Raw genomic sequence first — 20,653 nt, 5'->3', positions numbered from 1 at the left:
GGCGATTTGTTATTTAAAGCAGACTTCTGCCCAGCGCGCGAGCCCAGCGGTCACCGAGCCAAAGTAGTTGCCACTGACAACCTGAATGTTAGGCAGGGTTTGTTGAACAGCGTTACGCAAAATAGGAGAGCGAGCGGAACCGCCAGTCATAAAGATAGCATCAGGCGTGACGCCACCTTGTTCAACGGCTTCTTTGACCAGTTCTGCCATCTTCTGTTTTGGTGACTCGATCGCATTGGTCATGTCCTCAAAACTGATATCCACTTCCAACTGTTCTGATAACAGCTGCATTGTTGCGCGATAGTGAGGATGATCAGAAAGCGCAATTTTGGCTTCCTCCGCCTGACGTACCAAATGATAACCTAGGGTTTCATTGAACACTTCGATCAGGCGTAATAGCTTTTCGGGTTCTTGAGCATCTTTATGCAGCTGTTTTAACGTCGCTAGGTTTGAACGGGAGTAGAAGTCCGCCTGTGCGTCTACGCTGTTGATTGCTATCGGGTTCCAGAACTGAATGGTCGGCATCACGATGTCAGAGGTCGTTTTACTGCCTAAACCAAAAGGAGTCATCAGCTGTTTAAACGCCAGTGCGATATCTAAGTCGTTTCCGCCTACACGTTGACCGCTATGCGCCAGCAGGCTTTGAGTACGGTCAGACTGTCCGCGCCAGTTTGGTCCCATCTCGATCAAGGAACAGTCGGTCGTACCACCACCAATATCAACCACTAATATGGTTTTGTTTTCAGTGAGTGAGGCTTCATATTCTAGGCCAGCGGCGACGGGTTCAAACTGAAATTCGATGTTCTTAAAACCTGCACGAGTCGCTGCTTTGCGTAGGATCTCTTCGGCCTGACGGTTAGCTGCTTCGCTATCACGACCGTGGAAGTTCACTGGGCGACCAATGACTGTGTCAGTAATGATTTGTCCGGCGTCTTGCTCTGCATTGCGTTTGATGTTGTCCATCATGGCGCACACCAGATCCTCGAAAAAACTGATTTGTACATCGCGCAGCCCCGATGTGCCAAGGAAAGATTTTGGTGATTTTACATAGTAGCTTTCGCTTGGGTCTTGTAGGTAGTGATCAAGTGCAGCCTGACCAAAGGCCACTTCTTCTGCGACAAACTCAACTCCGTCTTCGCGGTTTAAGTTAATTGCACGGCGAAGCACTTGTTCGCCAATAGCATCAAGTGGTTTGATATCGCGGAACTTAAACAGATATTCTGTAACTGCCTCACGAGTCGGTGCCGATAAGGTAGAAGGAATGTAAACGCTGTCCCCTTCCAGTTTGAGTAGCTTTGGTTCACCTTGCTCAATTTTCGCTACCGAGCAGTTTGCCGTTCCATAGTCAAAGCCAATAAACATTCGAACCTCCTACCATTGAAAAAAGGTCGGCAATGTTACCGCAATGGTGTAGTGAATGCTATTGGCGGTTTTGTTAAAACTCAGGTTAAGTCATCTTTGCTGAGTTGAACACTTAGCCACGAGAGTGCTGCTATGTCGATGCTTGCAGAGTATAAATCTGATCGAGGTTATTGAGGATAAAATCGATAAAGGCACGAATATGAGGTTTCGGGTACTGGGTTGTCTTATACAGAGCGTAGATCTCTCCACTTCGGTTCTCCCCATATGAAGCATGCCACTCTGGTAATAGGTGTACCAGTCTGCCTTGTTGCAGATAGGGTTTGACCATCCAGTCGGACAGCAGTAACACGCCAGTGCCTTGTAGTGCACCCCATAGTACAGGGGAGCCCCCTCTTGAACTTAGGTTGCCTGTGACCATCACCTGTTTGTTTACTTTACCATGCTGGAAGTGCCAGTGACTTCGTTGGCGTTTTTGGCTGATGAGTAAGCAATTGTGATCGGCCAGGTCTTCGGGGGCGGTGATCTCGGGATGGTTATTGAGGTAGTCAGGGGAAGCGACCAGCAGGGTTTGATTGGTCATCAGTTTGCGAGCTCGTAAACGGCTGTCTTTAGGTGAGCCGATGCGGATGGCTATATCGATATTTTCGCTGTTGAGATCGACGACCTTATTATCCAGCTCAAGCTCGACTTTGACTTTTGGGTATTGCTGCAAAAACTTAGGGATCAAAGGGGCTAGGAAGATATTGCCGAAACTCTCAAAGGCGGAGATGCGTAATAGCCCTTCCGGTTGACGATGGGTTTTCTTCATCTCTTCAACCAGAGTGTTAGCGTTGTCGAGCAGTGGCAGCGCCTGTTGGTGAAAGTACTGGCCTTCTTCGGTGAGCAGTAGTTGTCGCGTGCTGCGCCTGAACAGTGTGGTTTTGAGTTGGGCTTCGAGGTTGTCTATGTTTCTCGCCACCGATGAAGGTGCCATGTTCAACACGCTGCCAGCCTGAGAAAAACTGCCTGACTCGACCACTTGATTAAAGATTCGGATTAGGTCTAACACTGTCTTACCTCGCCTTTGCGTTTTGTGCAAAACTGAATCGATTAGGTTAGGTATTCTGCATAAATATAGATTGAATCACAATGGCGGTGAATTTTCGAACAATCACCTAAAGGAACAGACTATGACTACACGAATCAATATTGCTCAAGTGGAACCCAAAGCGTTAACGGCGATGTTAAGCGTAGAGGGTTATGTAGCTGAAGCCCGCTTGTCGGCGTCGCTTAAGAAGCTTATAAAGCTGCGTGCCTCGATGATTAACCAGTGCGCTTACTGTATTGAAATGCATGTGACCGAAGCGGAGAAGCTGGGTATTGATGCTAAAAAGCTGTTTGCTCTGTCGGCATGGAAGGAGTCGCCGCTGTTTGACGCTGAAGAGAGAGCGGTACTGGCACTGACTGATGAAATGACACTGATTGCGAAAGGTGGAGTGTCTGATGAGGTTTACCAAATCGCGCGTGAATATCTTGGTGAGGAGTTGTTGGCGCAGGCGATGATGCAAGTGATCATGATCAATGCCTGGAACCGTTTTGCGGTGGCAACAAAAATGACCCATGAGCAGTAAGCAGGTGGCAGGTTAAATCGCTTTCATCTATAATCCTTGCGCTTTTATCCGGGACACCCCTATTTCACTCTGGAAAGATTATGATTTCGAAAAACCAACTTAAATTACTTCGAGCTTTAGGCCAAAAGAAACAGCGCAAGGCGCATGGTCTGTTTTTGGTTCAGGGTGAAAAGAATGTCCTTGAGTTGGTCAACAGCACTCTGTCGGTGAAGTATGTGTTTGCTACCAGTGAATTTTTAGCGCAGCACAGCCAAGAGTTAAGTGGTTTCGAGTGTATAGAAGCTTCGCTCGATGACCTTACTAAAGCGAGTACGCTGGTGAGTAACAATGCGGCGATTGCTGTGGTTGAGATCCCAAGTGTAGAAGTGCCAAAGGCGCAAGGGTTGATGATTGCTTTGGATGGTGTTTCGGATCCGGGTAATCTGGGCACCATTATTCGCGTTGCTGACTGGTATGGCATTAAGCACATTATTGCCAGTACGGATTGTGCTGATCCTTATAATCCAAAAACGATCAGCGCGACCATGGGTAGCTTTGGTCGTGTGACAGTTAGCCAGTTAGACTTGCCTGAGTATCTGGAACAAGCGAAATTGCCTGTTTATGGTGCGTTTTTAGAGGGTGAGAGCGTGCATAAAACTGAGTTTGCTGCGCAAGGTATTTTATTGATGGGCAGTGAGTCTCACGGCATTCGCGAGCAAACGGCAAAATACGTCACTGATAAGATTACTATTCCCGCTTTCGGTGGTGCCGAATCATTGAATGTGGCAATGGCGACGGGAATTATTCTCGATAACCTGCGTCGTCAGCACAGCTAAGACGCAGCGTATCAAGTCGCGAGAGAGGAGTGAATCGCTCGCTTCTATTTTTCCAGCATGTCTAGTTTGTTAGGCACGCCATTCCATTTTTCTGCTTCGTCCATGGCTGGTTTGACTTCCGTTTGAACTGGCCACAATTCTGCCAATTCCGCATTTAACTGAATGTAGATGGTTTGATCATCTGGCACTTCGTCTTCTTGAAAGATCGCGTGTGCATCACATTCGTCAACACATAGACCACAATCGATACATTCAATCGGGTTGATCACCATAAAGTTTGGCCCTTCATGGAAGGCATCAGCAGGGCATACCGCAACACAGTCAGTATATTTACATTGGATACAGTTATCCGTTACCACAAACGCCATGACGATCCGCTCTTTAGTTAGTCAAAATTGAAGAATGGGGATAATACTCATCCCAAGGCAAAATTCAACATTCTATGCAGTGAATCTTCGTGTAAATGAGTTCACCAAACTGATTTTAGTATGACAGACAAATCAATTTCTCGTAAAATGCGCGCCATTGTGAGCTCGCCTTTTCGGCTTGGCTAAGACACCTATGATTACGAGACATCTACATGATACGTTTAAATGAACTCAAGCTTCCTCTTGATCACGAGGAAGGGGCGTTAATCGCTGCTATTACAAAGAAACTTGGTATTTCAGCTGACCAAGTTATCTCTTTCAATATCTTTAGACGTGGCTACGATGCTCGTAAGAAAGCGAACATCCTACTTATCTATACTCTGGACGTTGTGGTCGAGAACGAAGCAGCATTGCTTGAGCAGTTCGTTAGCGATCCGCACGTTAAACAGACGCCAGATATGGAATATAAGTTTGTCGCTCAGGCACCTAAGAACCTAACAGAGCGTCCAGTTGTGATCGGTTTTGGTCCTTGTGGTCTATTTGCCGGCCTTGTTCTCGCGCAGATGGGTTTCAACCCTATTATTGTCGAGCGTGGTAAAGAAGTACGTGAGCGTACTAAAGATACGTTTGGCTTTTGGCGCAAACGCACCCTAAATACAGAATCAAACGTACAGTTTGGTGAGGGTGGTGCAGGTACTTTTTCTGACGGTAAGCTATACAGCCAAGTGAAAGATCCAAACTTCTACGGTCGTAAAGTGATCACTGAGTTTGTTGAAGCTGGCGCACCAGAAGAGATTCTATACGTCAGTAAGCCACATATTGGTACCTTTAAACTGGTTACCATGATTGAGAAAATGCGTGCGAAAATCATCGAGCTAGGTGGTGAAATTCGTTTTAGTACTCGTGTCGATGACATCCACATGGATGGTGAACAGATTACTGGTCTTACATTGTCAAATGGTGAGCAAATTCATTCACGCTATGTTGTTCTTGCAGTTGGTCACAGTGCTCGTGACACGTTTGAGATGCTGCATGATCGCGGTGTTTACATGGAAGCGAAACCATTCTCTGTGGGATTCCGTGTCGAACATAAACAGTCGATGATTGATGAAGCTCGTTTTGGACCAAACGCAGGAAACCCAATTCTTGGCGCCGCGGATTACAAACTGGTTCACCATTGTAAGAATGGCCGTACTGTGTACAGCTTCTGTATGTGTCCGGGCGGAACGGTAGTGGCGGCGACTTCAGAAGAAGGTCGAGTTGTTACTAACGGTATGAGCCAATACTCACGTTCAGAGCGCAACGCAAACAGTGCTATCGTTGTTGGTATCGACCCTGAGCGCGATTACCCTGGAGACCCACTTGCAGGTATTCGTTTCCAGCGTGAACTGGAATCAGGAGCTTACGTGCTAGGCGGTGAAAACTATGACGCACCAGCTCAGAAGATCGGTGACTTCCTTAAAGGTCGCGATCCAAGCCAGATTGGTGATGTTGAACCTTCATTTACACCAGGTATCAAGCTGACTGACATCTCGAAAGCATTGCCAGATTTCGCAATTGAAGCAATCCGTGAAGCCATTCCAGCGTTTGATAAGAAGATCAAAGGGTTTGCCTCGGAAGATGGTCTACTAACCGGTGTAGAGACTCGTACGTCTTCACCAGTGTGTATCAAACGTGGTAAAGACTTCCAGAGCATAAACCTTAAAGGCTTCTACCCTGCTGGTGAGGGTGCTGGCTACGCGGGTGGTATCTTATCTGCTGGCATCGACGGTATTAAAGTCGCAGAAGCGCTAGCAAAAGCAATGGTAGCAGACGCAGAAAACGCTTAATTCCCCACCTTTAAGCCACAGACAACAGATATTAAGGCTCTTAAATTGCTAAGGGCCTTTTTTGTTACTGTTACAGGGACAGGCACCAGAAGAAGTTGTTGAAGAACCTTAAGGACTGAACATTAAGGACAGACACCATAACGAGTTCAGCTATGTTTGGTGAAAGTTGCTTTGCTAGTCGTGGGTTTTATCAACGCACTTTGAGATTCATTCCAATATTGCAGCGATTTTAGTGTTGGTTAGGTCTTATGGGGATTCTTGAGGTATTGAGAAGCGCTAAACCCGTCAGGTTTAGTTAGAAATCATAAGTTTAGCACTAAAACTAACTGTCCAATCGAAACAAATTAATTCGTTTTCTATTAAACACGTGCTTGGCCATTATTGCGCTCGTGATACAGCCTATACTGGTCGTCCGGCGACGTTCTAACTCTGTACAAGCATTAAGCCACTTTCGCTTGTAGATATTCAAACGCTCTAATATTGGTGGAATGCTTCTACTTAGCTGGGCTTTGCCCTCTCGGAATTGACGTGCAGTCCAGTCAACCAGTTCAATATACTCGATAAGTCGAAATGGAATACCATCGAGTTGAATGTCTGCCGAATTGCCTATAAATGGATGGAGGTAAGGCGCCGTTTCTTGCTGATTGTTTAGTGCCTCTATTCTCGCTTGAATCGATGTATAGTCTGAGGCCTCTGGCGTCTTCGCTATCCCTGCTCTTAATGGATTTAAATCAACGTAAGCCATGGTGGCAGCAAGTGCTTGTTCATCAAGCAAGGCCTGACTTTTAAAACGACTTTCCCAAAAATGGCCTTTACACTCGTCCTCTTTGTTCGCTTGGCAAGCAATGTCAAAGTTGAGCTCTTTCATAAACCAACTGAGGTTCCATAACCGTTCTCGCCACGACTCAATAATAGTCATACATGCTTCGACTTCAACATTATTGGTGAGTTGCCCATCTAACCACCTCGTTATTAAACTTGGCAACTTGTGGTCTTGCTTCCAACGCTCAACCACTTCTTGATGAGATAAGTTTAGGGCTTTTGAACAATTGATATGCACAACTAGATGATAGTGGTTGGCCATGATGGCGTAAGCGCAGATATCGATGCAATAGACTTGCGATAGCGCCAACATCTTTCTTTTAATCCAATCCCGTCGGTGTTCATAGCACTGCTGGGTAACGGGGTCTTTTCCACATAGAAAACTTCGTCTGACACAGCGAGAAACGCAATGATAGTAAGGTGTGGCATCGACACACAGTTGGTGTTTTCTGGCGATTGTCATCTTTTTTCCCAAGTAGTGTTTGATTCACTTAGGTTAAGAAAGTCGCCTACATGCGACAATCTGGAATAATCCAGCCTTCCACGGAGGTATCAACAACTCATACCATTTTCATCCTTTATGGTGTGTGTCCACTTAACCTCTACTTAACCCAGCACGTATGTCCTTTTAGTTGCTTTTAAGTTTAGGTGTGGTTTTAAGGCGTGTGTCCCAATAAGAAAAAAGCGAGTTTTTGGGCTTGCTTTGTGATGATTAACTTTCCATGACTAGATTGTTGTCGCCTGTTGTTTCTTCTACCTCGGGCTCTGCTGCTAACGCTTCTCTTAGGTTATTGAACAAAACGGGTAAATCGTTTCTATAAAACCCAGGGGTGAAACCATCGGTCCTCGGTGGTAATGAGTGGATGAAACGGCTCATTATGTCTTTTGTTGATTCGCTGATTTCTTCTTCGTTGATGAGTCTCGGGAAGACGTTTTCGTTGATGATACCAAGCAAATCGCCGATTAGCTCCGCGTAGCTTGTGACATTTTCACGGGTCATTGACTGATAAACGAAGTAGTAATTCGCCACTCGATAAAGTGCGTCTCCCTGCTTTTGAGAAATGCATGTTGAATCCACCATGATGCTGATGTCATCTTTTAATCTCAACTTGAGCTTATCGACTTGTACCGACAATGTCTTTTTGGTGATGAGTTGTTCTTTTTGACGCTGATTAACATGAAAGAAGTAAAAAGTGAGAAGCAAAAGTAACACGATAAGAAGTGCCACAATGATAAAAACAAGCATAGAGAACCGAGTAAAATGAGGCTTATGAGGGTGAAACATGGAACAAAGCTTATAGAATCGCGTTAGCGGAATCAAAAGATACGCTTTGAATTTAGACTAACTACTCATCTAAACCTGATGATTGGTCATTATATAGCCATAAAGTGGTGCTGACTTTCGCTGCTACGATTTATTCAAATGTCCAAGAAAAACCAGAACTGTAGCTCCCGTTGGGGCTCGGCTTGAAATAGGTTTGCACGTGCCCACCATTATTATGGTGTGTGTCCCCCTACAATGATGATGTGTGTCCTCCTACAATGATGATACGCCTTGCTACTCACCCTCAAGTTAATCCATTAGGGAGGATTTGCCTGTCCTGTCTGCTGATAAAATCACCACTTCACGGCGGAAAAAGGACTTAACAATGAATCAGCGTCAAAAGGAACAACAGCAATTTGAACTCAGTGGTGAAAACCTCGTTGTTGGCGAGATGGAAAAATGCCCAATCGATCTCGAGCAACTGGCCTCAACCACCAGTGATAGCCCTTATGTCGTTGAAACTTTTCAAAGCGGCCTTACCGCTGAAGTATTTCGACTTCGCTTCGCTGGCAAAGATTACACTCTGAAGAAAAAGCGTCCAGTTGCCAAGGTACAAAATCTGGATGGTCAATTTTCGTTTTTGAATGAAGTACAACGTCGTGCTGATTTACAGCGCCACAAAGATAATCCGGCAACGAGCGATGCGTTTGAATGCATAGTCCCGACCGTTTATGCCGACTATCGGCTTGGGATAATTTTGTCTGAGTGGATTGAAGCCGAGCCTATCAGCAAGATTACGCACTCACTGCTTGAGCAACTGTTTTCGACGTTAACTGCCTGTGAAAGGATTGGACTGTTTGAGTGGGATCTCTGTGCAGGAAATTTGCTGGTGGATGCGAATGGCAAACTATGGCTATTCGACTTTGGCTATATGTACCGTTTTGATCCTTTGAATGAGCTGAATAGTAATGGAATGAGCGACCCTCTGTTTGAACTTTGCGAACGTTTCGAGACGCGCTTTCTCTCCGGTTGGTTTTTGGAGCAGGGTTATTCCATTTCTCAGTCATTGTCAGTGTTTAGAAAAGTGAAGCGTCAGGCACTTAAAGCTCTGACCTTGCACTTTGAATGGTTGCAAAATCAAAACGCTAGCAAGCCGGTGTTGATGGCAAAGCGCCAGCAAATCACAGACTATCAAATCGCCTTGGCTAATGAGCGAAAGTTAAAGCAGTTGTTTGAGGTGGAAATGTTCCGCTCACATGTGCTGGATATCGAAGATGACTTGGCGGGGAGAAGCTGCACGCCTACTACCATTAAACGAGTTGAGGCTGTGTTGGCGATGATTAAAGACGCTTACCCGATGCTTAATGAGAAAGGGGCGTTGTTTTATCACAATCACGGTAAGAATCAGGCTGAGCTGATAGACTCCTACCAAACCGCTCTGAGTTTGGTTAAGCAGTATCAGATTTAGAGGATGATGCTCAGTAGAGGCTACTGAGCATTTTGCATCTCAACCAAACCGCCAGCATTGTGCAGATTAGTAAACCCTTGAGAAACTAAGTATTGATAGGCTTGACCTGAGCGGTTTCCGCTCCGGCAGTAGAGGACGATTTGTTTCTCTTTGTCGATGTTGGCAAAGTGCGTTGCCAGTTGAGATAGGGGGTAGTTGACAGCGTTGTCTAGGTGCCCAGCTTCGAACTCCTGCGGGGTTCGAACATCGACGATTAATGCACCCTGCTTGATCCACTGCCAGCCAATATCGGCACGTTCTGAAGCGATGGATGGAACACTAAAGACCGCCATGGCCACCAGCAACAGAATGATCAATTTTTTCATCTTGATTGAGTTCCTTAATTGTCGTTGCCTTAAGCATATCCAATTCTCCAAAATTAGCCGCGATGCAATTCACAGATGTTTGCTGATAATTTAAATAGTTTAAACGCTTGTCTATACTCCATTCTAGCTAGGCTACTACAGTGTACTGCTGTCCCTAATCCCCCCGTTATTTATAATCAGCAAACTAAGTGAGTGATGCGTGCCTCAGAGAGTCCGTTGGCACGCGAGTGGGTCGGGATAGTAGCGCTAGGTGCGACCTAACATCCTTAGCAGAATGCTATCTCTCTTCACGAAATGGTGAAGCAGGCTTGCCGAGACATGGAGTAGCAAGAGCACGGGTAGTAACGTTTCTCCAGCAAATTCATGAATCCCTTCTCCTAAATTCTCTAGCCACTCTATTTCGTTACCGGGGAGCATTAGCGGTAAACCAAATAGACTTAAACCGTCACCTTCTCCAAGGGTTAACGCAATGCCTGATAATGGCAGAAGGACGGTGAGTGTCAGCAAGGAATAGAGCACTATTTTAGCCGCTATATCTTCCAGTTTGCCTCGCGGCGCAACAGGTTGTGGCATACCAACCATGAGTCGTGCGATCAGTCTAGGGATACTCACTGCCAGCACCAGTATGCCGAATGATACGTGAGCGTTGAACAAGAGGTTGCTGGGGTCATCATCCATGATGAGTCCTGATACTAAGACCAAAATCATGCCAATTCCACTTAGCCAATGAAACCAGATCATTGGCGTTGATATTGCTCTGTTTGGATTGCTGTCCATGTTTTTTCTCCATGCTTAAAGTGTGGATATTTTGCATCGACAGAGATGAATTGCTGATGAATGCTTTATTCAGGAAACGAATGACCTAAGAAAAGGCGAGTGAATAGCGTGCCAACCTGGTTATTGTCAGATTGGCACTGAGTGAGTACGAATGTTCAGTTACTCACCGAGGGCTTTTTTAGCTAAACGGGAAGCCGCTCGTTTATGGCGTTCGATCAGTTGACGAATATCGACATGCGTAGGGTCACGAAATGTGTATGTTGACCACTAGCCTGAATCTTGTATCAGGCCAGTGGTGTGTTTGATTGAAATAATTGCGGCTAATCAGGCTTAGATGTAGATAAGCTTGGCAACAAAGACGACCGTCAGGAAGTACATTGAGATGGAAACATCTTTTGTCTTACCGGTTGCGACTTTGAGCACGGTATAGGTGATAAAACCAAGTGCGATACCGTTAGCAATTGAGAAGGTGAGAGGCATCATTAGCGCGGTGATGGCGGCTGGTGCTCCGTTGGTGAAATCCTTCCAATCGACGTGCTGCATACTGCTCATCATAACGAAAGCAACATAGATCAGAGCACCGGCGGTTGCGTACGCTGGGATCATGCCGGCGAGAGGCGAGAGGAAAATCGCCGCGAGGAAAAGAACCGCAACCACAATCGCAGACAAACCTGTACGAGCACCAGCGGCAACGCCCGCAGCACTTTCTACGTAACTGGTTACTGGCGGGCAACCCACGCATGCACCAGCAACACTTGAGATCGAATCTGCTTTTAACGCCTTGCTAAGCCCTTCAATTCGGCCTGTTTCTTTATTGACTAAATTGGCACGTTCAGCAACGCCCATTAGTGTGCCAGCCGTATCAAACATATTCACGAACAAGAATGCCAGAATAACGCTGACCATAGAGATGTTGAATGCACCAGCAATGTCCATTGCCATAAAGGTAGGAGCGATACTTGGTGGTGTGGCAAAGAAGCCATTGTAATGGACTAGCCCTAACATCATGCCGATAACGGTGACACTGAGAATACCGATCAATACGGCACCAAACACCTTGCGCTCACTCAGTACAGCGATGATTAGGAAAGCGATCGCAGCGAGCATAGCATCGGGTTTTGTAAAGTCTCCCAATGAAACCAAAGTAGCTGGGTTTTCGACAACGATACCTGCGGTTTTAAGACCAATCAGACCAAGAAATAGGCCAACGCCGGCAGTCATAGAGAAACGTAAACTCTCCGGAATACTTTCGATAATCCATTGTCGGATTTTGTAGAAACTCATACCGACGAATAGAATACCGGACAAAAATACCGCGCCGAGTGCAACTTCCCAGCTGTAACCCATTTCACTGACTACGGTGAACGAGAAGAAAGCATTGAGCCCCATGCCTGGTGCTAGACCAACTGGCCAGTTCGCAAAGAGCCCCATAAGTAGACAGCCGATCGCCGCACCGATACAAGTTGCGACGAATACCGCCCCAGAATCCATTCCTGACGCAGCCATAATTTGTGGGTTGACGAAAATGATGTACGCCATGGTCGCGAACGTGGTGATCCCCCCGATCATCTCGTTTTTCACGCTGGTTCCATGTTCTTTCAGTTTAAAAAAGCGCTCTAGTAAGCCACCGGCTTGGCTTTCGCTGTTAAGCACTTCTGCTTTGCTTTCATTCATGTCAGCAAGTCCTTTTGTTTTGGTTTTTCTGAAATTGAATACCGCACTCTGCATTAGGATGTTTTGTTACCGAAAGGTTTATCTGCAGACTCCAATTCTCCTGATGTATTAATGTATTTGACGTTGTTAGATTGCTGGGTATTAGCTGCCTCTATAGGTCGAGAAGCTATATGGTGAAACCAGCAGTGGTACATGGTAGTGAGCGCCTTCTTCACCAAGACCAAAACGAATCACCACGTCATCTAGGAAAGGAATATCCCCTAAATCGACATCTCGCTTGCGGTAGTAGTCTGCGACATGAAACACCAACTGATACTTTCCTGTTGTGAAAGTGTCACCTTCAAGAACGGGTTCATCGGTTCGCCCATCAAAATTTGTTGTGACTGTTTTAATCTTGGTGAGGGAATCTCCTTCCACACGAAACAGCTCAACTTGAATCTCGGCACCTGGAACACCGTGCATTGTATCCAATACGTGAGTGGTTAATTTGCCCATAATTGTTAATTGCGCCTAGCGCTCTCCTTAGTTTTGGTTAACGTCAAATTGTATACAAAGAGGTATTCAGTTCGACTTTTGATAACTATATATGTACACAAAATATTCGGTTAGTAAAGCATGTTGTTATAAATTTGTTACTAATGAAGGCGGGGTAAAATCAATTTTGTGAGATGAAATCGTTGTCTTATGGCTATGGTTATAATTGTAAGTTTATGAATAAATTGAATTTGTATCTTTAATTTAACTTTAACAACAAAATCTTTACATTGAGATAATTTATTGTATACAATGAATGTGTGAGATTGAGAAGGTGCCAATTGAGCGCATCTTGTATTTAAGGAGAGCCTGAATGGATAAGGAATATTCGCGAGACCTGATTGGCTATGGTGCGAATCCACCTGACCCTAAATGGCCAGGCGGCGCCCGTGTCGCTGTGTCATTTGTCTTGAATTATGAAGAAGGTGGTGAACGCTGTCTGCTCCACGGAGATGATGAATCCGAAGCATTTTTGTCTGAGATTCCCGCTGCTCAACCGATTAAAGGGGAACGTCATATCAGCATGGAATCTATCTATGAATACGGTAGTCGAGCTGGTGTTTGGCGTGTACTAAAGCTGTTCGATGAGTATGAGATTCCGTTAACAGTGTTTGCGGTTGCCATGGCTATTGAGCGACATCCTGATGTGGCTAAAGCTATGGTGCAAGCCGGGCACGAAATCTGTAGCCATGGCTATCGCTGGATTGACTATCAATATATGGATGAGTCTCAAGAGCGTGACCATATGATGAAGGCGATTGAGATCATCAAGCAGTTGACTGGAGAACGTCCACTTGGTTGGTATACCGGTCGAACAGGCCCGAATACGCGCCGCATTGTGGCCCAAGAAGGGGGCTTTCTCTATGACTCAGATGCTTATGATGATGACTTACCTTACTGGCATACAGAAACTGGAACCCCGCAACTGGTGATCCCTTACACACTCGATGTGAACGATATGCGATTTGCAACGGTGCAAGGTTTTAACTCTGGTGAGCAGTTTTACCAGTATCTGAAAGATACCTTTGACACATTGTACGCCGAGGGTGAGACCGCACCGAAGATGATGTCGGTAGGTTTACACTGTCGTTTGATTGGCCGTCCAGGGCGAATAGCTTCTCTGAAACGCTTTCTCGAATACGTAAAACAACATGACGATGTTTGGTTATGCCGCCGTGTTGATATTGCTCGCCATTGGCATGAGCACCACCCATACACACCACTAAAGGAGAAATAAAAAATGGCGGAATTTCGTTTTTGCAAACCATCGACAATGGAACGTACGGAATTTGTCACTCACTTTGGTGATGTGTATGAACACAGTCCATGGGTTGCGGAATCTGTGTACGATCAAGGCTTAAGTGACAAAGATGATCAGATCGCCAATCTACACCTAAGAATGGCGAATACCTTGCTCGAAGCGGATAAACAGCAGCAACTCGATCTTATTAATGCTCACCCAGATTTAGCTGGGCGAGCAGCAATCAACGGAGAACTCACTGCGGCGTCTACCGCAGAACAAGCGGGTGCGGGTATTGATCAGTGCTCAGCTGAAGAGTTTGAAAAATTCACCACGTACAACAACAGTTACAAAAGTCGCTTCAACTTTCCCTTCATCATGGCAGTGAAAGGGGCCAATCGTTACCAAATTCTTGAGTCGTTCGAGAAGCGATTAGGCAATGATAGTGAAACTGAGTTTGCTACTGCGATTCAGGAGATCAATAAGATTGCCCTGTTTCGTCTGCGAGATATGTAAGTCACAGAGCTGGCGACTATCACGCTTTACCGCTCTTTACCAAGAGCCCTACTCATTTAACCTATTTTTGAATAATTGGAAGGATAAAGGAAATGTCCTTAGATTTTGAACAATACATTAACCTCGCTGATGACAAACTTGGCGCACAAGCAATTTACGCCACTGACGATTTCTTTGCAGACAAGAGCCGACTGCTGCGCCGCGAAGCGCCGGAGTGGAAGGAAGGCGTTTATGATGATAACGGTAAGTGGATGGATGGTTGGGAAAGCCGCCGTAAACGCGGTGAAGGCTACGACTACTGTGTGATTCGCTTGGGTCTTGCGGGTACGATCGCAGGTGTTGATATCGACACTTCATTCTTTACTGGTAACTTCCCTCCCTCGGCGTCTATTGATGCTTGTTACTCACCAGACGGTGATCCGACAGACGCGACTGAGTGGCAGGAGATCCTGCCGTCAATGAGTTTGCAAGGCAACCATCATCACTTAGAAAAAATCGATAGCAACGAAGTGTTTACTCACTTACGTTTGAACATCTACCCAGATGGTGGTGTGGCTCGTTTGCGTGTTTACGGTCGTCCGAGTGTCGACTGGGATCGTATCGACCCGCAGCAGCAAGTTGACCTTGCCGCGGTAGAAAACGGTGGTCGTGCCTTGGCATGTAGTGATGAGCACTATGGCACCAAATCCAACATTCTTGGTCCTGGTCGTGGTGAGAATATGGGTGATGGCTGGGAAACCGCTCGTCGTCGTACACCGGGTAATGACTGGGTTATTGTTGCGTTAGGCCATGCAGGCAATATTGATCGCATCGTGGTCGATACGGCGCACTTCAAAGGTAACTTCCCTGATAGCTGTTCGATTCAGGCGGCATATGTGAAAGGTGGTACCGATGATCAAGTGGCGACTCAAAGTCTATTCTGGCGCGAACTGTTGCCAGCGCAAAAATTGAAAGCGCACGATATTCATGAGTTCGTATCGGAAGTGAATGATCTAGGTTCGGTCACGCATGTGCGTCTGAATATCTTCCCTGATGGTGGTATCAGCCGTTTACGTTTGTTTGGCACCAAAGCGAAATAAGCGAGGAAGTGACTATGAGCAATGGAACTCGCCGTTTAACCATCGAGCCTTTAACCAAACAAGCTTTTGCCCAGTTTGGTGATGTCATCGAAGTAGATAATCGTGATTACTTCATGATCAATAATGGTTCGACACGTCGTTACCACAAACTCGCAACGGCAGATGTGCAGCAACAAGGTGGTGAGGCGATCATCAGCATCTTCCAAGCAACACCGCTTAGCTACCCGTTAACGATACAAATGTTGGAGCGTCATCCTTTGGGATCTCAGGCTTTTGTTCCCTTGCTTGGTCAACCCTATCTCATTGTCGTCGCACCACAAGGTGATGACCCGAGCCTTCAAGAGTGTCGAGCATTCTTGAGTAATGGACGTCAAGGCGTCAATTACCATAAAGGCGTTTGGCATCACCCTGTGCTGGCACTAAGAGATCAGGATCAGTTTTTAATCGTTGATCGTGGTGGAGAAGGGCATAACTGTGATGAAGTTTTTTTTGAGACGGATTTAGTGTCACTTCATCTTGAAGATCTCCCAAGCATCAACAATAAGGAAATTACGCAACGCATGGAAAGCGCGTTGTAAAGGAGTTTATTATGGATCCACATATCACGGAGTGGTTGAATCTGGCGATTCGCTGGGTTCACATGATAGTTGGCATCGCATGGATTGGCGCTTCGTTTTACTTTGTTTGGTTAGAAAACAACTTAAATCGCGTTAACCCGAAAACAGGCCTATCAGGGGACTTGTGGGCTATTCATGGTGGTGGTATTTACCACTTGGAAAAATACAAATTAGCACCACCTGAAATGCCAGAGCATTTGCATTGGTTTAAATGGGAAGCTTATTTCACATGGATTACCGGTGTGCTGTTGTTGGGGGTGGTTTACTACCTTAACGCAGAAATCTACCTGATCGCACCTGGATCAGGTATGGCGCCAACGACTGCCATAGCGATAGGTGTAGGGGCATTGGTTGCTGGCTGGTTTGTCTATGATTTTCTCTGTGACTCTCCATTAGGTAAAACCCCAATGTTACTTGGAGCTGTGCTATTTATACTGCTGGTGGCTGCGGCCTACGGTTTGGCTCAGGTGTTCAGTGGTCGTGGCGCGTACATTCACGTCGGTGCGATTATTGGTACCATCATGGTCGGTAATGTGTTCCGCGTGATTATGCCTGCTCAGCGTAATTTGGTCAGTGCGATTGAAGAGAACCGCGAACCCGACCCAGCATTGCCCGCGAAAGGTTTGCTCCGCTCTCGTCACAACAACTATCTGACTCTACCAGTGCTGTTTATTATGATCAGTAATCACTTCCCGAGCACTTACGGTTCGGAGTATAACTGGGCAATTCTGGCGGGTCTGGCGATCTTTAGTATCTTAGTTCGTCATTACTTTAACACCCGTCATGGTAGTCAGAAGTTCGCGTGGACGGTACCAGTGGCAGCGTTGGGTATGATTACCCTAGCATTTGTCACATCGCCATACGCCAACAAGCCAGCCGCGCCAGTCGCTAAGGCTCCAGTTACCGTTGAATCCGTCACTCAGCAAGTGAGTGGAGAAACGGGAGAGACGTCATCACATGGCTTGGCAGTCAGCTTTGAAGCGATTAATCAAGTGATTCAGCAACGTTGCTCGGTTTGTCATTCTGCAACCCCAACACATGCTGCATTTGCTGCGGCTCCGGCGGGGGTGATCTTGGATACGCCTGAAGAGATCAAAGCAAATGTCCCCCGTATTGTTGCCCAATCTGTCGCCACAAAAGTGATGCCGCTTGGCAACCTAACACAAATGACCGACGACGAACGAACCTTGATCGGTACATGGGTAGAACAAGGTGCGATCATTAATTAATCGCACTCCCCATCCCGCTTACCGGACGGCTAATCCGGTAGGCGAGATTCATGCAAACGTGGTATTTCCCGCTCTTTATCTCACTTGAGATCCCCCGGCCCCTGTTCCGGGGTTTTTTATAGGTCGTTGGTAGAAGTCGCAGGCCGCAATGTCTGCACTCCTAACGATAAGTTATCGGTTTCATAACGTTATATATTGGCATCAACAATGTCGAAGTGAGTTTCATTAATGGCAGAAATCCTTGTCTATACTGAAATTAATTGAAGTTTTGCTCATGGCTATAAAAAGTTAGTTCTGGAGGAAATGAATTGATGTCAGCAGCACTTTTCCGTGGTGTCAGATACACCACTTTACTGAGTTTAGCTCTTAGCCTCATTAATCTCGCTTATGCGCTTCCTGCCCCTAAATCAGAGCCAGTTCTTTGGGTTTCGGGCAATATCACCCAATCTAACTCTAATCAGGGTGTCGTGTTTGATGAAGAAATGCTCCTCGCGCTAGAGCAAGGATCTATCATGACCAATAACCATGTTGTCGAACAAATCGTCGAGTATACCGGCCCTAAGCTTGTCTCCGTGCTTGATTATGTCGGTGCTGAGGGAGAAACGTTGAAGGTAGTTGCTTGGGACGATTACGTGGTGACGATTTCGATCGCCGATGCCGAAAAGTACGGATTGTTGCTTGCCACTCACGAAGCCGGAAAGAGGATGACAATCGACGACAAAGGCCCCTTCTTTATTGTGTATCCATTTTCAGAGAATCCTGAACTGAGAAACGACTACTACTATAGTTTGTCGGTTTGGCAGGTAAAGGAACTGGTCATTGAGTAAAGATATGGATAAACCACTCCTCACGCAGGGGCGCTTATTTGTCATTGTTACATCAGTGCTATGTGCGGTACTGATTGTAATGGTGGTTTACTTTTTTCATTCTATGAGCGAGTTTCAGCGAATTCCGCCGCAGCCGTACGTGACAATCGTGAACAATAACATCTCCGCTAAAGGTAAGTTATTGATGCTCAAGCTGGAAATTATTGAGTTTTCACGTGACCGCTCGGAACGGTCTTTGGCGACAATGAAGATGAAGGCGCGCGTCTATCGCTCCAGTATATTACAAGATTTGCATGCGGAGAGAACCGTTCAGATTCACCAACAGTTTGGTGACGTAAAGAAGTTAGCATCGATTCGTGCCAGATTAGATGCGCTAGGCAACAATCTAGATCAGATGACGTTGGATGAGAGTGAGCTGAAGATGAAAACCGTGTTGACTCAGTTAAATAGCCTCTACTCGCAACTCAATGTTTATATGTCATCGTTCGTCTCTGAAGTGCAAAAAAATCAGATGATGTTTGTACAACAGAAACAGCAGTTCTACAGCCAGCAATACACCTATCTCGCGGTCATTTCTGCTTGTTTGGCAATGATGGTTGGTGTGATTTCATGGATGTATCTCAATCAAATTAAACTGAGTCGAGACTTAAAAGAGCGCACAGATAAAATGGAAGAGGCTAAGAAGCTTGCCGAGCAAAGCGCGACGGCTAAAGCGCGATTTCTTGCCAATATGTCCCATGAGATGCGAACACCACTCAATGCGGTTATCGGCTTGAGCCACAAAGAATATTACCTCAACACAGACGAGCAGACGCGCAGTTTTGTGGCAATGATTAATGACTCTGGGAAACACCTACTAAAGCTCATCAATAGCGTGCTGGATTTGAGTAAGATCGAGCAGGGCAAGATGAAGCTTGACCGAGACGTTTTTTACTGTAGTGAACTCATCAAATTATCCAAGACCATTTTTGTTGATACCAACAAACCCGATGTTGAGATTATGTTTTGCTCACCGATGGAGAAGGACTACAAGATTGTTGGTGACAAAACGAAGTTACTGCAAATCATCAATAATCTTAGCTATAACGCCCTCAAGTTTACTGATAGCGGATATGTCGATGTATCGTTATCGGTTGAGACCCTAGACCAACAAAGCTATCTAAAGTTATCTGTGACTGATACTGGTATTGGAATGTCGCAACAACAACTTAATAAGGTGTTTGAGGAGTTTGTTCAGGCAGATGACTCAATCACGAGGAAGTACGGTGGTACGGGATTGGGGTTATCCATATGTCAGTCACTTATCAACATGATGAAGGGTACATTAGAGGTGCAAAGTGAGCTTGGGCAAGGAACACAGTTCAACGTATCCATCCCCGTTGTAGTAGAAGGAGAAAAGACGATTCTCTGTCCACAGATTCGCAATCAGCGCATACGAGTTGTCGCGCAAGATATCCGTGTACAAAGGTTAATTTCGTCAGAGCTGAACCAACTTGGATTGTTTGACGACAACGGAGAGCTGACCGTTCACTACCTCAGTGGCGCTCAGGGATTCAGTGACAACGATGAGATTGCGGAGGGGAAGCCGTGCATAGTGATTGGCGATCTTCATGCTGCTGTCCCTGATTCGGAGTGGGTGACAAAGCTGACCAAACCCTACGATATTTTTAGTTTAATTAACGCCGTTTGTAGCAGAAATACAGGGCAGGAAAAGAGCGCGAACATTGATGTTGCGCCGAATAGTACAGGGCTCTCTGCTCTGATTGTTGAGGACATGAGAGTCAATCAGATCGTTGCACAAAAGATGCTAAATACCCTACAGGTCGAGACGACTACCGCAGGCAATGGACAAGAGTGTTTAGATATTCTGAAGCAGCACCATTTTGATATTGTTTTTATGGACATCCAAATGCCGGTGATGGATGGCATAGAGGCTCTGAAAACCATCCGCAGGGAAAACTTAGCTCCAGGAACGGCGATCGTCGCCTTAACCGCCAACAACTCAGATAGAGATGCGTTGCACTACATTGAACAGGGTTTCAACGATGTTGTTCCTAAACCTGTGAGAATGGATTTAATGCAGCGAGTGCTAAATAAATATATCACAGCCAAACCCGCCCAATAAAACTCGAGTCATATCTCCAAAATGGTGAAATACAATTTGTAGTTGCACTACTATGCAGCGAGCATTGAAAATACGCGTTTAACCATAAGAGCTGTCGTAATGGCTAAGTCACTAAACAAGCGAGGTCTTCCA

Annotated in this window: 19 protein-coding genes and 2 pseudogenes; 12 read left to right on the top strand and 9 right to left on the bottom strand. The window is 45.9% G+C overall.

Annotated elements, in window-relative coordinates:
* Nucleotides 1-9 precede the first annotated feature (9 nt).
* A complete protein-coding gene (yegD, locus tag ACQEXT_RS09335; RefSeq protein WP_426951739.1) occupies nt 10-1,362 on the bottom strand; it encodes a molecular chaperone in 1,353 nt (450 codons plus the stop codon).
* Between the two features lie 130 nt (nt 1,363-1,492).
* Nucleotides 1,493-2,410: a LysR family transcriptional regulator gene (locus ACQEXT_RS09330; protein WP_426951738.1), complete on the bottom strand. Its 918-nt coding sequence runs from the start codon at nt 2,408-2,410 to the stop codon at nt 1,493-1,495.
* A 121-nt stretch (nt 2,411-2,531) separates the two neighbouring features.
* Here ACQEXT_RS09330 and ACQEXT_RS09325 point away from each other — a divergent pair, with 121 nt between their 5' ends.
* Both ACQEXT_RS09325 and ACQEXT_RS09320 read left to right on the top strand, forming a co-directional pair.
* Nucleotides 2,532-2,972: a carboxymuconolactone decarboxylase family protein gene (locus ACQEXT_RS09325; protein WP_426951737.1), complete on the top strand. Its 441-nt coding sequence runs from the start codon at nt 2,532-2,534 to the stop codon at nt 2,970-2,972.
* A gap of 80 nt (nt 2,973-3,052) precedes the next feature.
* On the top strand, nt 3,053-3,787 hold the full coding sequence (locus ACQEXT_RS09320; protein ID WP_426951736.1) for an RNA methyltransferase: 735 nt from the start codon (nt 3,053-3,055) through the stop codon (nt 3,785-3,787).
* Between the two features lie 44 nt (nt 3,788-3,831).
* Here the strand turns inward: ACQEXT_RS09320 and fdxA are convergent, their stop codons facing one another.
* Nucleotides 3,832-4,155 carry a ferredoxin FdxA gene (gene fdxA, locus ACQEXT_RS09315; protein ID WP_006880303.1) on the bottom strand — a complete coding sequence of 108 codons (324 nt, stop codon included), beginning with the start codon at nt 4,153-4,155 and terminating at the stop codon, nt 3,832-3,834.
* Nucleotides 4,156-4,367: 212 nt separating this feature from the next.
* Between fdxA and ACQEXT_RS09310 the strand changes: the two genes are divergently transcribed.
* The gene (locus ACQEXT_RS09310; protein WP_331417915.1) at nt 4,368-5,984 is read left to right on the top strand and encodes an NAD(P)/FAD-dependent oxidoreductase; all 1,617 of its coding nucleotides are present in this window, start codon (nt 4,368-4,370) and stop codon (nt 5,982-5,984) included.
* Between the two features lie 322 nt (nt 5,985-6,306).
* Here the strand turns inward: ACQEXT_RS09310 and ACQEXT_RS09305 are convergent, their stop codons facing one another.
* A complete protein-coding gene (locus ACQEXT_RS09305) occupies nt 6,307-7,269 on the bottom strand; it encodes a transposase (RefSeq protein WP_426951735.1) in 963 nt (320 codons plus the stop codon).
* Nucleotides 7,270-7,518: 249 nt separating this feature from the next.
* Nucleotides 7,519-8,052, bottom strand: a complete 534-nt coding sequence (locus ACQEXT_RS09300) for a hypothetical protein (protein WP_426951733.1) — start codon at nt 8,050-8,052, stop codon at nt 7,519-7,521.
* Nucleotides 8,053-8,455: 403 nt separating this feature from the next.
* Here ACQEXT_RS09300 and ACQEXT_RS09295 point away from each other — a divergent pair, with 403 nt between their 5' ends.
* On the top strand, nt 8,456-9,538 hold the full coding sequence (locus tag ACQEXT_RS09295) for an AarF/UbiB family protein (protein WP_426951731.1): 1,083 nt from the start codon (nt 8,456-8,458) through the stop codon (nt 9,536-9,538).
* A gap of 20 nt (nt 9,539-9,558) precedes the next feature.
* Here the strand turns inward: ACQEXT_RS09295 and ACQEXT_RS09290 are convergent, their stop codons facing one another.
* The 4 genes from ACQEXT_RS09290 to uraH all read right to left on the bottom strand — a co-directional run bounded on the left by ACQEXT_RS09290 (nt 9,559) and on the right by uraH (nt 12,849).
* Nucleotides 9,559-9,903: a rhodanese-like domain-containing protein gene (locus ACQEXT_RS09290; protein ID WP_426951730.1), complete on the bottom strand. Its 345-nt coding sequence runs from the start codon at nt 9,901-9,903 to the stop codon at nt 9,559-9,561.
* 246 nt (nt 9,904-10,149) lie between these two features.
* The gene (locus ACQEXT_RS09285; protein WP_426951729.1) at nt 10,150-10,680 is read right to left on the bottom strand and encodes a cytochrome b; all 531 of its coding nucleotides are present in this window, start codon (nt 10,678-10,680) and stop codon (nt 10,150-10,152) included.
* Nucleotides 10,681-11,010: 330 nt separating this feature from the next.
* Nucleotides 11,011-12,354, bottom strand: a complete 1,344-nt coding sequence (locus tag ACQEXT_RS09280; RefSeq protein ID WP_426951727.1) for an NCS2 family permease — start codon at nt 12,352-12,354, stop codon at nt 11,011-11,013.
* Between the two features lie 141 nt (nt 12,355-12,495).
* On the bottom strand, nt 12,496-12,849 hold the full coding sequence (gene uraH, locus ACQEXT_RS09275) for a hydroxyisourate hydrolase (protein ID WP_269375400.1): 354 nt from the start codon (nt 12,847-12,849) through the stop codon (nt 12,496-12,498).
* Nucleotides 12,850-13,201: 352 nt separating this feature from the next.
* Here uraH and puuE point away from each other — a divergent pair, with 352 nt between their 5' ends.
* The 8 genes and pseudogenes from puuE to ACQEXT_RS09235 all read left to right on the top strand — a co-directional run bounded on the left by puuE (nt 13,202) and on the right by ACQEXT_RS09235 (nt 20,521).
* Nucleotides 13,202-14,125, top strand: a complete 924-nt coding sequence (puuE, locus tag ACQEXT_RS09270) for an allantoinase PuuE (protein ID WP_426951725.1) — start codon at nt 13,202-13,204, stop codon at nt 14,123-14,125.
* A 3-nt stretch (nt 14,126-14,128) separates the two neighbouring features.
* Complete coding sequence (uraD, locus tag ACQEXT_RS09265) at nt 14,129-14,644, top strand: 2-oxo-4-hydroxy-4-carboxy-5-ureidoimidazoline decarboxylase (RefSeq protein WP_269375402.1); 516 nt, start codon at nt 14,129-14,131, stop codon at nt 14,642-14,644.
* Nucleotides 14,645-14,736: 92 nt separating this feature from the next.
* Nucleotides 14,737-15,723, top strand: a complete 987-nt coding sequence (gene alc / locus ACQEXT_RS09260; RefSeq protein ID WP_426951724.1) for an allantoicase — start codon at nt 14,737-14,739, stop codon at nt 15,721-15,723.
* Between the two features lie 14 nt (nt 15,724-15,737).
* Nucleotides 15,738-16,301, top strand: a complete 564-nt coding sequence (locus tag ACQEXT_RS09255) for an ureidoglycolate lyase (RefSeq protein WP_426951723.1) — start codon at nt 15,738-15,740, stop codon at nt 16,299-16,301.
* A gap of 11 nt (nt 16,302-16,312) precedes the next feature.
* Nucleotides 16,313-17,261: pseudogene (locus ACQEXT_RS09250) on the top strand (urate hydroxylase PuuD); the annotation flags it as partial.
* Nucleotides 17,262-17,305: 44 nt separating this feature from the next.
* Nucleotides 17,306-17,569: pseudogene (locus ACQEXT_RS09245) on the top strand (urate hydroxylase PuuD); the annotation flags it as partial.
* A 311-nt stretch (nt 17,570-17,880) separates the two neighbouring features.
* Complete coding sequence (locus tag ACQEXT_RS09240) at nt 17,881-18,396, top strand: hypothetical protein (RefSeq protein WP_426951721.1); 516 nt, start codon at nt 17,881-17,883, stop codon at nt 18,394-18,396.
* Between the two features lie 4 nt (nt 18,397-18,400).
* Nucleotides 18,401-20,521: an ATP-binding protein gene (locus tag ACQEXT_RS09235; protein WP_426951720.1), complete on the top strand. Its 2,121-nt coding sequence runs from the start codon at nt 18,401-18,403 to the stop codon at nt 20,519-20,521.
* The last annotated feature ends 132 nt before the right edge of the window (nt 20,522-20,653 follow it).

Source organism: Vibrio sp. TRT 29B02, assembly GCF_050113655.1.
In the GTDB taxonomy this organism is placed as follows: Bacteria; Pseudomonadota; Gammaproteobacteria; order Enterobacterales; family Vibrionaceae; genus Vibrio.
The sequence above is the reverse complement of the archived record's forward strand: the minus strand, read 5'-3'. Positions and strand labels throughout refer to the sequence as shown.

Excerpts from the sequence above, each read along its gene's own strand:
- yegD (WP_426951739.1), bottom strand. The coding sequence starts at position 1,362 with ATGTTTATTGGCTTTGACTATGGAACGGCAAACTGCTCGGTAGCGAAA.
- ACQEXT_RS09325 (WP_426951737.1), top strand. The coding sequence starts at position 2,532 with ATGACTACACGAATCAATATTGCTCAAGTGGAACCCAAAGCGTTAACG.
- ACQEXT_RS09320 (WP_426951736.1), top strand. The coding sequence starts at position 3,053 with ATGATTTCGAAAAACCAACTTAAATTACTTCGAGCTTTAGGCCAAAAG.
- fdxA (WP_006880303.1), bottom strand. The coding sequence starts at position 4,155 with ATGGCGTTTGTGGTAACGGATAACTGTATCCAATGTAAATATACTGAC.
- ACQEXT_RS09310 (WP_331417915.1), top strand. The coding sequence starts at position 4,368 with ATGATACGTTTAAATGAACTCAAGCTTCCTCTTGATCACGAGGAAGGG.
- ACQEXT_RS09305 (WP_426951735.1), bottom strand. The coding sequence starts at position 7,269 with ATGACAATCGCCAGAAAACACCAACTGTGTGTCGATGCCACACCTTAC.
- ACQEXT_RS09300 (WP_426951733.1), bottom strand. The coding sequence starts at position 8,052 with ATGCTTGTTTTTATCATTGTGGCACTTCTTATCGTGTTACTTTTGCTT.
- ACQEXT_RS09295 (WP_426951731.1), top strand. The coding sequence starts at position 8,456 with ATGAATCAGCGTCAAAAGGAACAACAGCAATTTGAACTCAGTGGTGAA.
- ACQEXT_RS09290 (WP_426951730.1), bottom strand. The coding sequence starts at position 9,903 with ATGAAAAAATTGATCATTCTGTTGCTGGTGGCCATGGCGGTCTTTAGT.
- ACQEXT_RS09285 (WP_426951729.1), bottom strand. The coding sequence starts at position 10,680 with ATGGACAGCAATCCAAACAGAGCAATATCAACGCCAATGATCTGGTTT.
- ACQEXT_RS09280 (WP_426951727.1), bottom strand. The coding sequence starts at position 12,354 with ATGAATGAAAGCAAAGCAGAAGTGCTTAACAGCGAAAGCCAAGCCGGT.
- uraH (WP_269375400.1), bottom strand. The coding sequence starts at position 12,849 with ATGGGCAAATTAACCACTCACGTATTGGATACAATGCACGGTGTTCCA.
- puuE (WP_426951725.1), top strand. The coding sequence starts at position 13,202 with ATGGATAAGGAATATTCGCGAGACCTGATTGGCTATGGTGCGAATCCA.
- uraD (WP_269375402.1), top strand. The coding sequence starts at position 14,129 with ATGGCGGAATTTCGTTTTTGCAAACCATCGACAATGGAACGTACGGAA.
- alc (WP_426951724.1), top strand. The coding sequence starts at position 14,737 with ATGTCCTTAGATTTTGAACAATACATTAACCTCGCTGATGACAAACTT.
- ACQEXT_RS09255 (WP_426951723.1), top strand. The coding sequence starts at position 15,738 with ATGAGCAATGGAACTCGCCGTTTAACCATCGAGCCTTTAACCAAACAA.
- ACQEXT_RS09240 (WP_426951721.1), top strand. The coding sequence starts at position 17,881 with ATGTCAGCAGCACTTTTCCGTGGTGTCAGATACACCACTTTACTGAGT.
- ACQEXT_RS09235 (WP_426951720.1), top strand. The coding sequence starts at position 18,401 with ATGGATAAACCACTCCTCACGCAGGGGCGCTTATTTGTCATTGTTACA.